We start from the raw sequence: 12361 nt of genomic DNA, 5'->3' as shown, positions 1-12361 counted from the left end.
AGGCCGGGTGCCATGAGTTGAAGCCAGGTGAGTAAACTGTCAGCCTTGTCCGACTGTTTGCCGCTTACCGCTTTACCCAGACATCATTTACGGAGAGAAAGACCATGGCTTTGATCAGCATGCGCCAGTTGCTGGACCACGCCGCCGAGCACGGTTACGGCGTCCCGGCCTTCAACGTCAACAACCTGGAGCAGATGCGCGCCATCATGGAAGCGGCCGACAAGACCGACTCCCCGGTGATCGTGCAGGCCTCCGCCGGTGCCCGCAAATACGCCGGCGCGCCTTTCCTGCGCCACCTTATCCTCGCCGCTATCGAAGAGTTTCCGCACATTCCGGTGTGCATGCACCAGGATCACGGCACCAGCCCGGCGGTATGCCAGCGCTCCATTCAACTGGGCTTCTCCTCGGTGATGATGGATGGCTCCCTGGGTGAAGACGGCAAGACCCCGACCGACTATGACTACAACGTCGACGTGACCCGCCGTACCGTGGAAATGGCTCACGCCTGCGGTGTGTCGGTGGAAGGCGAGCTGGGTTGCCTGGGCAGCCTGGAAACCGGGCAGGCCGGAGAAGAGGACGGTATCGGCGCCGAAGGTACCCTGGATCACAGCCAGATGCTGACCGATCCCGAGGAAGCTGCCGATTTCGTCAAGCAGACCAAGGTGGATGCCCTGGCCATTGCCATCGGCACCAGCCACGGCGCCTACAAGTTCACCAAGCCGCCGACGGGCGACATCCTGGCGATCGATCGCATCAAGGAAATCCACAAGCGCATCCCCAATACCCACCTGGTGATGCATGGCTCCTCCTCGGTGCCGCAGGAGTGGCTGGCGATCATCAACGAGTACGGTGGCGACATCAAGGAAACCTACGGTGTGCCGGTCGAGGAAATCGTCGAGGGCATCAAGCACGGCGTGCGCAAGGTGAACATCGATACCGACCTGCGTCTGGCCTCCACCGGTGCCATGCGTCGTCATATGGCGCTGCATCCCAGCGAGTTCGATCCGCGCAAGTTCTTCGCTGAAACAGTCAAGGCCATGCGTGATGTCTGCATCGCCCGTTACGAAGCCTTCGGCACTGCCGGACATGCCTCCAGCATCAAGCCGATCAACCTGGAAACCATGTTCCAGCGCTACGCCAGCGGCGAGCTGGATCCCAAGGTCAACTGATCCGTACCGGCGCCGGACACCCGTCCGGCGCCCTCTTCGCGAGTCCGACACATGTATTCATCCGATGATGCGGCCGACGATGCTTTCGCCCATGAAAAACTGGTCGAGGCGATCGAGAATCAGCTGGCTGGAGGCGAACCACCGGCGGCCCAGGCCACATTGAACAAATTGACCCTGGTTGGCTATGAGCGCGAGGAGATCCTGAGCCTGATGGCCCAGGTGCTGGCGCATCACATCAACCTCATGCTGGAGCAGGATGCGCCCTTCGACCTGCAGGCCTACGAACAGTCCCTGCGCAACCTGCCGGATCTGCCCTGACAAGGAATAGACACAATGTCACCGGTTGCTGTACTGCGAATCATCGCTTTCTATCTGCTGGCCGTCCTGGTGGCGACCATTCTCGGCTGTCTGGTCCAGGCGCAGATTCAATTGGCGGGTATGCCGCCGACTGAGGTGCCGGTCAGCCTGACTGACCGACTGGCCAGCGTCTGGCCGGACCTGCTGGATTTCGTCAAGGCATTTGCCCTGCTGGTGGCGGTGGCATTTGTCTGCCTGCTGCCGGTGGCCGCTGGCCTGGCGCGCATCTTCCGGCCCTGGCGCTGGCTGCTGTTTGCTCTGGCTGGTGCTGGTGGCGTCTGGGCAGGTTTCAAGCTCAGCCAGCTGTCTCTGCCGGGCTTCATTGCCGTGCCTGAGCAGAGCTGGGGATTGGCCGCGCTGCTGGTCGCTGCGGCCATTGGCAGCTGGCTGTTTGGTCAGTTGACCCGTCCCAAAGCCAGACGCGGATTGCGCGTCCTGGGCTGAACCGCCGGGCGCCCCGAGTCTGCCTGGGACCATCCGCCTCACTTCGTGCACAGTCTCCTGGAAGGTCGATGGCGACCCCGTCGATCGCGACCCGGTCGAGTTCCATTTCGATCAGCGGCTCTGCCGGTAACTGATTTGTAGCGGATTGGTCTGTACCGGGTTTGGGGGCTGTGCGTGTCCGTGGCACCGTTGGTTGCCGGTGGCAGTGCTCAGATACATGGGGACACGTTCGGTGTCTGACGGCAGTGGGCAGGTAAGTCTGGGGCACGTTCGATGTCCGACGGCACTGGGCAGTTGCCCTTGGCGAACACGCACCCGTGCCGTCCGTGGCGCTCGTGTGCGGCCGTCCATGGCCGCACACGGTTCGCCAAAGGAAACTGCCCAGCACCGTCCTGTAACTTGGGTATGGCTGAGAGGAAAACCATCAGAACTGAGAGTGTTGGTTGCAACTATAGCTGTAGCTGTGACTCCAGGTGTGGTCCTCCTGGGAAACGTCGAGCACCAGCTCGATGAGCGCTCCATCCGGCCATCGCCCGACTGCCGCCGGACACGGCCCTACAGCAATCTTACCTTGAACCGCCGCCCCTTGATCTTGCCTTCCTCCAGCCGCTCCAGCGCGGTATTCGCCAGCTCCCAACGCACTGCTACCAGTGCCTGAAAGTCACTGATGCTGATCTTGCCGATGGCGTCGCCAGGCAGGCCGGCATCGCCAGTGAGTGCGCCAAGCAGATCGCCGGGGCGTACCTTGTCCTTGCGTCCGCCCGCTATCGCCAGGGTACGCATCGGCGCCAGCAGCGGCTTGTCGAGACGCTCGGGCAACTGATCCAGCTCACACCAGGGCAGGGGCTCACCGAGCTTCTGCTCGATACTGCGCGCTCGTCCCTGTTCCGCGGGCGCGACCAGGCTCAGGGCCAGACCGGGCTGGCCGGCACGGCCGCTGCGGCCAATGCGATGAGTATGCACGGCCGGGTCGGGTGACAGCTCGGCATTGATCACCGCGGCAACCCCTTCCACGTCGATCCCACGGGCTGCCACATCGGTAGCCACCAGCACGCTACAGCTCTGGTTGGCAAACAGCGCCAGCACCTGATCGCGTTCGCGCTGTTCCATGTCGCCATGCAGGGCCTGGGCGCTCACGCCATTGCTCGACAGCAATTGCTGCAACTGCTGACATTGCTGACGGGTATGGCAGAAGACGATGCAGGGCTGCGGCCGTTCATCGGCCAGCAGACGCAATACCGCCGGTAGCCGCTCCTCGGCGCTGACTTCATAGAAGCGCTGGCGGATCGGGTTGCGGACTTCAACGTCTTCGATTACCACCTGTTGTGGCTCGCGCAGAAAGCGTCCAGCCAGCTGTTCGATGCCTGGTGGATAGGTGGCGGAGAACAGCAGGGTCTGGCGCCGCTCGGGGGTAGCCTGGATGATCTCGCTGATACTGTCGATGAAGCCCATGTCGAGCATGCGGTCGGCTTCGTCCAGCACCAGGCAGTTGAGCTTGTCCAGACTCAGGGTGCCACGTTCCAGATGGTCCTTGACCCGTCCCGGCGTGCCAACGATCACATGGACACCTTGTTCCAGCGAGGCCGCCTGGGGGCCGAATGGCGTGCCGCCGCACAGGGTGATGATCTTGATGTTGGGAATGCCCCCCGCCAGCGTGCGCAGCGCCGTAGCGGTCTGTCCGGCGAGCTCCCGGGTCGGACTCAGCACCAATGCCTGGCAGCCGAAAAAAGCCGGATTGAGCGGTGCCAGCAGGCCGATGCCGAAGGCGGCGGTCTTGCCACTGCCGGTGCGCGAGCGGGCAATCAGATCCTGCCCCGCGAGAATGATCGGCAGTGCGGCAGATTGCACTGGCGTCATGCTCTGATAGCCCAGGCGGTCGATAGTGGCAAGCAGGGAAGGGGGCAGCGGGAGAGAGGAGAAAGCGCTTGTAGTCACGGTAGCGGCCTGCTGAGGATGGGCGCCACAGTGTAACAGAAGCAGGGGTACGCCCGGTCAGTTCCTGATTCGCGACTTGCGGAATCCGCCATGGGTGACGAAGGATCCGGTGTCGCCGAGTAACCAGAAGCGGGTTGCGCGATAACAGGCCTGCAGGCGCGAGACATGATAACTCCGCACTTTGTGATAGGCCCAGCTCCAGCTGCGTTTCGACTTACTCATATTCTACTGTTGCCGTTTTCATGATCGGCTGAGCCGATACCGGTGACAAAATGGCCTTGGCAGGCGGTGATGAAAAACGGATCATTCTCTTGCTCGGTAACATCCATATATAAGCCCTTCTTCCGTGCTCGTCGGCCTGCCACAGCCCTGACAATGGCGTTTGAGAGAATTCGGCGGCATTGGTTCCCGGTTTTATTCCGGGTTGGCGCAATTCGATATGGTGGCATTTTGCTCGGCGAGGCGCTCCGCCCCGTCTGATAACCAAGCAGGCCCAGCCGTTACGGCGCCTGACGGAATGATGCTGATATGGGCGGCAGGGTGCCATGGTTCCCGCTACTTATCTTCGTCAAATGTCGACCACATCAAGCTTTCGTCATCCGGGGTGGCCAAAGGATGTTCTCTCGTCATGGCACGACGTAGTATCGAGCGTCGTAAGACGGTAACCCGAATAGGGTATTGTCCGTGATGAAGCTCACGCTCTAGGGTGCGAGCAGGTCCTCAATCCAAAAGCTGCGCTGATGTCCGATTCCACTTCAGATTTTCTGGCTGCGGATGCCCATACCCAACGGCGAAATGCACCGCTGGCGCGGATGATGTATCGCCTGCTGTTCGCCGCGCTCAGCGGCTTTCTGCTCTGTGTGCCCTGGTTGAGTATCAACCTGTATTGGGTCGGCTGGTTTGCCTGGGTGCCTTTACTGTTTGCCCTGCGCGATACCCGCCCCATGATGGCGCTGTTGCTCGGCTGGCTGGCCGGTACTCTCTGTTTTGCCGGCGGCAGCTACTGGCTGGCCGGCTTCATGGTCAACCTCAAACAGATCAGCCCCCTGTCGAGCACGCTGCTGGCCTTGCTGTTCTGGTGCTATATCGGGCTGGTCATCGGTCTGGGTTGTGCTCTCTACCGCTGGCTGGTTCGGCGCCTGGATGGCTGGGATCTGCTCGTTTTTCCTGCCGTCATGGTCTCGGTAATGGCGCTCTACCCGATGCTGTTCAAGACCCATTTCGCCGATGGCCAGGTCAGTTTCCTGCCGGCTCTGCAGGCCATCGATATCACCGGTGCGCCGGGGCTGGATGCGATGATGATGCTGTTCAGCGTGCTGGTCTATCGCATGCTGACGCCGCGACGCTTGCCCCAGACGCCATACTCCCGGCTGGCCCAGGGGTTGGCTTGGGGGCTGTTGGCAGTGTGGCTGGGATATGGCTACATCAGCCTCTACGAGTGGGATAGGCGTATGCAGCAATGGGATACGCGGCGGATCGGGCTGGTACAACCCAACGATGCCATCACCCTGGATATTCCCGCGCCGGCGGTCGGCTTCACCCGGGAATCCCCGCCGGAAATGCTTGCCACCGAACGGCTGGTGGCGGCCGGCGCCCAATGGGTGGCCTGGCCCGAGGCGCGCTACAAGGGGTACTTCGATGATTACAGCGTACGTGACAGCTACGCCCGGGCGATTGCCCGGCACGGTGTGCCGCTGATCTTCCATGATGTCGAGCGGCGCTGGGTAGATGCCCAGCGCGTCAGCTTCAACACGGTAGCGTTACTGGACGGGCAGGGCGAGATGACGGCGCAATACCGCAAGATGTTGCGGATGCCGTTCGGTGAATATCTGCCCGAGCCCTGGTCGTGGCCGGTGCTCAAGGGGCTGGCCGATCTGGTATTCGGTGAGTTCCTGCGGCCGCTCGGTGCCGGCAGCGAGCACATCGCCTTTGATCTGAATGGTATGCGCGTGGTGCCGAAGGTTTGCTACGAGGCGGCCTTCCCCGGGTTTGTTGCCGACGCGATCAGTTCTGACGGGGCCGGCAAAATGCTGCTGTTCCTGTCCCAGGATAACTGGTTCGGCGAGACATCCCAGCCATTCCATCACGGCAACATGTCGATTCTGCGCGGGGTTGAGAACCGTGTGCCGATGGCGCATCTGATCAATAACGGGCCGTCGCTGGTGTCCGCGCCCAATGGCCGCCGGCTGGCCAGCAGCGTGGCTTTCAACCGGGCTGAGCTGCTGGCCGATGTGCCCTTTTCCGAGCAGGCCGGCGGCAGCTTCTACAGCCGCCACCCGCAGCTGTTCCTGAACCTGATCTATGGCGTGGTGATAATGTTGGTCATATCGGCGCTGTGGCGTGGTCGCTCGTGGGTCAGACGGCGAGGCCGGCGCTGTAGCCAGAAGACCAGGCCCACTGGAAATTGAAGCCGCCCAGGTGGCCACTGACATCCAGCACCTCACCTACGAAGTACAGCCCCGGGCAATCCCGGGCCTCCATGGTTTTCGAACTGACCGCCTCGGTGGCCACTCCGCCGAGGGTCACCTCGGCGGTGCGATAGCCTTCGGTCGCCGAGGGCTTCAACAGCCACTGGTGCAATTGGTCGGCCACGGTGCGCAGCTGCCGGTCGCTGTAATCGGCCAGCGGTCTGGCTGGTGCATCGGGCCACCATAGCTGTTGCAGTTCGGTCACCAGCGCCCGCCCCAACCGCTGGGCCAGCAACGTCTTCAACAACTGCTTGCCCTGTTGTTGTTTGGCCTCACGCAACCAGTGAAAGGCATCAAGGCCGGGCAGCAGATCGATGACCAGCGTGTCGCCGGGATGCCAGTAGCTGGATATTTGCAAGATCGCCGGCCCGCTGATACCCCGGTGAGTGAACAGCATGTTTTCGGTAAAGCTCTGGTCATTGCAGCTGGCGGTGACTTCAAGCGCCAGGCCGGACAGTCGTTCGCAGACGGCCTTCATGTTATCGCTGAACATGAACGGCACCAGGCCGGCGCGGCGCGGGACGAGCGGCAGCCCGAACTGGGTAGCGATATCGTAGCCCATGCCGCTGCCACCCAGGGTGGGGATGGACAGGGCGCCAGTGGCTACCACCAGTGACTGGCACTCCAGCCGGAGCGGCTGTTGGCCCTGTCGGCCGATGAGTCGGTAGCGCAGGTTATGCGATTCCAGCGGCTGCACTTCGGTGATGTCACAGTGGGTGTGGATCTCGACACCCGCTTGCTGGCACTCGTCGAGCAGCATGTCGAGAACCTCCCGCGCCGACTGGCGGCAGAACAGTTGGCTATGCCGGCGCTCCTCGTAGTCGATGCCGTGACGCTCCACCATGCCGATGAAATCCCATTGGGTGTAACGCTTCAGTGCGGCCTTGCAGAAGTGCGGGTTGGCCGAGAGGAAGTTATCCGCCTCGACCTGATAATTGGTGAAGTTGCACCGGCCACCACCGGACATCAAGATCTTCTTGCCGGGCTTGTTGGCCTTCTCCAGTACCAGCACTCGGCGTCCGCGCTGGGCGGCTATGGCGGCGCACATCAGACCTGAGGCGCCGGCGCCGAGAATGATCACGTCATGGGAGCTTGGGGATTGCACGAAGATCTGGCCTGCTCTGCTGGGGGAATGCGGCACCGGCACACGGTGGCGCTGCCGGCGCGCATGATAGCACGCCGCTTGAATGCAGCAGAGCGGCCGACTACAGCAGCGCCTTCTTTCTCCAGGCCGGTAACGGTCGGGTTCGGCTAGCCGGTGATATCGGCGTACCAGGCGCCGCGAAAGGTCGGCACCACCAGAAGGTTGAACTGGCGGAGGGGGACTGCAAGCGGGAGGGGGTAGGTTTCCACATGGTTGCGTTCTCTTCAGCGTTCTATGGTTTCCACCGGCATCACGATCAGATCGTAGAGCCGCCAATCCAGCGTGCAGGCCTGCTCTGCAATCTCCTGCACACGTCGCGCCACGTTGGTCTGACCGGGGGCCAGCACCACGAAGATCTCACCGCCGATGACATGGCCTTCCTCGCGCAGGCGGGAGACGACGTCCTTGATATCCGGCTCGCGCAACAGGCTTTCGGCGATCTTTTCCTCCAGCCCCAAGGGCTTGTCGCCCACGGTTTCGGTGGGGCGTTGATCCATCAGATTGAACATCGCTTTGCGCACATGGGTGACGCCATCCTTCAACACATCCAGTGAGATGACAGCGGCAGCGACCGCGTCGGCCCACCAGAAGCCCAAGCCGATACCGAGGATGCCGACGATGGCAGCCGCTGAGGTCATCCAGTCGGCCTTATTCATGTCGGCATCGGCATACAGGGTACTTTCATGCAGCGCCTTGGCCAGCGGCATCTTCATGTGGCCCAGAACCACCGGCGGAATCATCGCGTACACTAGGGCGGCGATCATGATCCAGCCGGCCCAGATCTCGTACGGCCAATCGAACAGTTGGAAGTGGCCGATGCTCGGGTGCTCGCGCTTGAGCAGAGAAGAAGCTGAATCCACCAGCATGAACAGGCCGAACATGACGATGGCCACCGCTGCTGCAAGGAAAGCCAGCAAAATGGCGCGGCTGTAACCATAGGGGTGCTTTTCATCCGGTGAGCGCTTGCGCACCCGCATCGCCAAGAGGAACACGGCTGGCGGCACAAAGGCCAGCAAGTCCTCGAATAGCGCCATCTTCATGGCCTGGGACGAGCCCATGGTCAGGTATACGGTGATGACGATGGTCAGTGAGAAGAACATGGAGATCCATTCCAGCCGAATGGTCCGGCGCAGCAGCCGTTCCTTGTCCGGGGGAAGGTCATAACCCTGGCGAACCTTCATGGCTGCGCCTCCTGCCACAGACGTGTGGCAAGTTGTTGCTGGTCACGATTGCGGAATAGAAAGCGCTCCAGTTCCATCAGCAGGGCGTTCTCGCCGGGAGGTGTCAGCAGCACATGCTTGTGCTTGAGCAATTCCAGGCTGGAACTTGCAAAACCCATCCCGCTGAGCCGCCACTGCGCGGTGGCGACCGGGTTGGGGCTATCTGCCAATGTCTCGCGTATCTCGCTGATGGCGTTGTGCTTGCGCAACTGGGGGGCCAGGTTGGTGTCTGGCAGTATCGCAATGGTCTGTCCATCAATCGCCGAGGGGGGCGTCCCCCGGCTGCCGATCAGCACCCGTTCGGTGTAATAGGGAAAGGTATTGCCGACCTCGGCCTTCCAGGGGTTGGCCGCGGTGAAGCCGCCAATCAGCAGGTCCAGCTCGAATGACTTCAGGGCCTCGATCTGTTCTTCCACGCCCCCGGTACGCCAGTCGACCGTCATGCCCAGTTCCCGGGCGAACTCCGTTATCAGCTGGCTTTCCAAGCCTGTGGGAGCTTCCGGATCGGTGATCTTGACCCAGGGTGGGTTGGCCACGACACCGACTTTCAGGGTGCCGCGCTCAATGGCGGTAGTCAGGGAATCACGCGGGTCGGCCGGCCAGTGGTCGCAACCTTGCAGCGTCAGGATCAGCAACATCAGGCCCAGCGGCAACGCGGATCTGATCAATCCAGCTAAAGGCATGATGAATCTCGGTGTTTGACAGGATGTTACAGAGTCAGACTTGGCCCGACGGCTTGGGTTCCAGTTTTATCTATCGGGGCTGCAGGGAAAAAACGGTCAAACTTCAGGATAAACTGGCGTAAAATCGGCTTTTTCTGAATTCGGGGTTGCACGATGGGACGCGCTTACCAAAACCGCAAAGAATCCATGGCCAAAACGGCCGATGCCAAAACCAAGGTCTACAGCAAATATGCCCGTGAGATCTATGTCTGCGCCAAGTCCGGCGGTGTCGATCCCAACGGCAATTTGAGCCTGCGCGGGCTGATTGACCGCGCCAAGAAGGACCAGGTACCGGGCCACGTTATCGACAAGGCCATCGACAAGGCCAAGGGCGGCGGCGGTGAAGATTTCGCCGTGGCACGTTATGAAGGTTTCGGGCCAGGCAACTGCATCGTCATTGTCGATTGCCTGACCGACAACCCCAACCGGACCATCGCTGACGTGCGCCATTGCTTCACCAAGACCAAGTGCAAGATGGGCACCCCCGGCAGCGTCAGCCACATGTTCGATCATTGCGCGATTCTGGCATTCAAGGGCGATGATGAGGAAGCCGTGCTCGAAGCCCTGATGATGGCGGACGTGGATGTGACCGATATCGAAAACGAGAGCGGTGTCATCACCGTGTTCACCCCGAACACCGAATATGCCAAGGCGCGTCAGGCGTTGACTGAGGCTCTGGGCGAGATCGATTTCGAGGTGGATGAGATCCAGTTCCTGCCGCAGACCTCGACAGCGATCAGCGAAGAGGATATGCCGATGTTCGAACGTTTCATCGACATGCTCAATGATGTCGAGGACGTGCAGAACATCTACCACAACGCCGAGGTGTGAGGCTCAATCGCTGCCGTGCAGCGGCAGCGACTGCCGTTCGTGCGCCAGAAAGCGTGCCTGCTCCACGGCGTAGTCCCAGCGCGTGACCTGGCACCAGCGCTGGCCATTGGTTGATCCATAGTCGATGAAGTTGACCGAATTGGGAATGCTGCCGCGCACCCGTTGCGACACCCCGGTGCCGGCCTGGAGCGACCAGGCCTGGCGCTGACCGCTGCCGGCCAGTGGCAACCGATAGGGCAGGTGAATGTGACCGGCCAGCAGCAGATCCATCCCCGCATCGACCCAGGCCGGTACCGCCTGTTCGCGACCGATCAGCAGGTTGGTCAGATCCGATGGCTGAATCGCACACACCGGATGATGCAGCATGACCACGCGCAATTGATCCGGCTTGGCCTGCTGCAGCCGCCGCGCTACCTGCTGGATCTGTTCTGCGGACACCTCGCCATTCTTGTGCCGCGCCGCGCGGGTGCTGTTGACGCCAATCACCAACACATCGTCCCGCACCAGCTCTGGCGCAAGTGATTCGCCGAACACCCTCCGATAGTTGCCATAGGGGTTCAGCAGCCGCAGCGGCAGGTTGAACAGCGGCAAGTCATGATTGCCGGGTATCGCCAGCACTGGCGCCGGCAGTTGATGGACGAAGGCGCCAGCGGCAGCGAACTGGCTGCGCCGCGCGCGCTGGGTGATATCGCCACTGAGCAGGCACAGACTCGGACGCTGCTCTTCGGCCAGTTGCAGCAGCGCCTGGACCACCCTCGGGTCTTCGGTGCCGAAATGCAGATCCGACAGATGCAGAATTCTACTCATGGATGGTCCGGTGGCGGAGCGGTACGGGGAATCATCAGCGGCAATGATCGGGCAGCGAGACTGAACTCAAGCGGCGTACGCATACGGAAGATTTCGCCATCCATGGCTACCTTGACCAGGCGGGGGCGCCAGCCGAGATGCACGGTCATCCGCTCGAAACCGATGCTGGAGACCTGCTCCGCTTCACCCATACGGCTCAGCAATCCCCGTAGCAACAGGCCATACAGCGCCAGGGTCCCAACTGGTCGCGAAGTCAGGGCCACCAGGTGATCGGCATCTTCCGGCAACTGCGGATCGACGCCGATATGCTCCAGCTGCAGGGGGTTGTTGCATACCACCAGAGTAGGCGTGCGCAGCTGCCGATGCCGGCCGGCATAATCCAGTTGGATATGCAGCTGTCGGTGCGCCCGGGTAAGGGTCACCAATGCCGACCACAGTGCTACCAGGCGGCTGCGGCCATAACGCTGCTTGTAGGCTTCGCGGTCCTCCAGCAGGCGGGGATATAATCCCAAGCTGGCATTGACCAGAAAGTAGCGGCCATTGAGTCGGCCGAGACTGACCTGTGCCAACCGCGCATCGAACAACTGCTGCAGTGCCTGTTTGAGATCCTGGGAAATACCATGGGCGCGGCCGAAGTAGTTGAATGTGCCCTGCGGCAATATGCCAAAAGGCACTTGCTGCCCGACCACCGCCTGGCAGACGGCGTGCAGGGTGCCGTCGCCACCCACGGCGACGACCGCTCCGGCCTGCTCCCGAGCCAAATGTACGGCCCGTTCGGCAGCCCGCTGCAACTCGCTGCCTCGCTCCACCAGCAGCAACTGGCAGCGGCGACCGGCCCGTTCGCAGGCCGCCTGAATGGTCGCCTGGATCTCGGTGCTGTCATGCTTGCCCGACCCGGCGTTCATCACCATGAACAGCGGCTCGCCACCGGTCAGTGATAACAGCGGCCGGCCCTGTTCAAGGCTCACGGGCGACACCTTCTGGCGGGCACCAATCAACGGAGCTGGCTATCTTTACTGCCGCGACGGTTGTAGCCACCGGCTTCTTGCAGCTCGCGGTCCCGGGCAGCCTGACATTCCACACACAGCTGTACTCCGGGCACCGCCTTACGGCGTGCCTCGGGAATGACCGCCTCGCATTCTTCGCAGTGGCTGCGGCTTTCGCCCGCCGGCAACCTGCTGCGTGCCCGCTCGACCGCGTCCTTGATGGTGTCATCGATCTGCTCCTGTACTGCACCGTCCTGCGCCCAGCCCGTTGCCATGTT

At 61.8% G+C, this 12361-nt stretch carries 12 protein-coding genes; 5 read left to right on the top strand and 7 right to left on the bottom strand.

All coding sequences use genetic code 11. From position 1 onward, the window contains the following. The first annotated feature begins 104 nt into the window (after positions 1–104). Genes fba through QAO71_RS14390 form a run of 3 tightly spaced genes read left to right on the top strand, consistent with a single transcriptional unit; the run spans position 105 to position 1970 of the window. Positions 105–1169 (top strand): class II fructose-bisphosphate aldolase, encoded by a 1065-nt coding sequence (gene fba, locus QAO71_RS14400; protein WP_036989190.1) that lies wholly within the window; start codon positions 105–107, stop codon positions 1167–1169. Between the two features lie 51 nt (positions 1170–1220). Further along, positions 1221–1487, top strand: a complete 267-nt coding sequence (locus QAO71_RS14395) for a hypothetical protein (RefSeq protein WP_280164739.1) — start codon at positions 1221–1223, stop codon at positions 1485–1487. A 15-nt stretch (positions 1488–1502) separates the two neighbouring features. Continuing rightward, complete coding sequence (locus QAO71_RS14390) at positions 1503–1970, top strand: hypothetical protein (protein WP_136868823.1); 468 nt, start codon at positions 1503–1505, stop codon at positions 1968–1970. A gap of 555 nt (positions 1971–2525) precedes the next feature. On the opposite strand, the gene dbpA is transcribed toward QAO71_RS14390, so the two are convergent. After that, positions 2526–3905: an ATP-dependent RNA helicase DbpA gene (gene dbpA / locus QAO71_RS14385; RefSeq protein ID WP_036989193.1), complete on the bottom strand. Its 1380-nt coding sequence runs from the start codon at positions 3903–3905 to the stop codon at positions 2526–2528. A gap of 740 nt (positions 3906–4645) precedes the next feature. On the opposite strand from dbpA, the gene lnt reads away from it, so the two are divergent. Further along, positions 4646–6313, top strand: a complete 1668-nt coding sequence (gene lnt, locus QAO71_RS14380; RefSeq protein WP_280164738.1) for an apolipoprotein N-acyltransferase — start codon at positions 4646–4648, stop codon at positions 6311–6313. Here the strand turns inward: lnt and QAO71_RS14375 are convergent. The 3 genes from QAO71_RS14375 to QAO71_RS14365 form a co-directional block, all read right to left on the bottom strand. Further along, complete coding sequence (locus QAO71_RS14375) at positions 6261–7478, bottom strand: NAD(P)/FAD-dependent oxidoreductase (RefSeq protein ID WP_280164737.1); 1218 nt, start codon at positions 7476–7478, stop codon at positions 6261–6263. The two genes, lnt and QAO71_RS14375, sit on opposite strands and share 53 nt — an antisense overlap. Positions 7479–7741: 263 nt before the next feature. After that, positions 7742–8698: a cation diffusion facilitator family transporter gene (locus QAO71_RS14370; RefSeq protein WP_280164736.1), complete on the bottom strand. Its 957-nt coding sequence runs from the start codon at positions 8696–8698 to the stop codon at positions 7742–7744. Then, complete coding sequence (locus QAO71_RS14365) at positions 8695–9420, bottom strand: transporter substrate-binding domain-containing protein (protein WP_136868827.1); 726 nt, start codon at positions 9418–9420, stop codon at positions 8695–8697. The genes QAO71_RS14370 and QAO71_RS14365 overlap by 4 nt, the downstream gene beginning before the upstream one ends. A gap of 153 nt (positions 9421–9573) precedes the next feature. On the opposite strand from QAO71_RS14365, the gene QAO71_RS14360 reads away from it, so the two are divergent. Further along, positions 9574–10290 (top strand): YebC/PmpR family DNA-binding transcriptional regulator, encoded by a 717-nt coding sequence (locus tag QAO71_RS14360; protein ID WP_036989198.1) that lies wholly within the window; start codon positions 9574–9576, stop codon positions 10288–10290. Positions 10291–10293: 3 nt separating this feature from the next. Here the strand turns inward: QAO71_RS14360 and QAO71_RS14355 are convergent, their stop codons facing one another. The 3 genes from QAO71_RS14355 to QAO71_RS14345 are packed head-to-tail and all read right to left on the bottom strand — an operon-like array spanning position 10294 to position 12358. Next, positions 10294–11097, bottom strand: a complete 804-nt coding sequence (locus QAO71_RS14355; protein WP_036989199.1) for a metallophosphoesterase — start codon at positions 11095–11097, stop codon at positions 10294–10296. Next, on the bottom strand, positions 11094–12065 hold the full coding sequence (locus tag QAO71_RS14350; protein WP_280164735.1) for a diacylglycerol kinase family protein: 972 nt from the start codon (positions 12063–12065) through the stop codon (positions 11094–11096). The genes QAO71_RS14355 and QAO71_RS14350 overlap by 4 nt, the downstream gene beginning before the upstream one ends. A gap of 26 nt (positions 12066–12091) precedes the next feature. Further along, positions 12092–12358 carry a DksA/TraR family C4-type zinc finger protein gene (locus tag QAO71_RS14345; protein WP_136868829.1) on the bottom strand — a complete coding sequence of 89 codons (267 nt, stop codon included), beginning with the start codon at positions 12356–12358 and terminating at the stop codon, positions 12092–12094. Between the last annotated feature and the right edge of the window lie 3 nt (positions 12359–12361).

Origin of the sequence: Halopseudomonas sp. SMJS2, assembly GCF_029866945.1 — a bacterium.
GTDB classification, from domain to species: Bacteria; Pseudomonadota; Gammaproteobacteria; order Pseudomonadales; family Pseudomonadaceae; genus Halopseudomonas; species Halopseudomonas bauzanensis.
The sequence above is the reverse complement of the archived record's forward strand: the minus strand, read 5'-3'. Positions and strand labels throughout refer to the sequence as shown.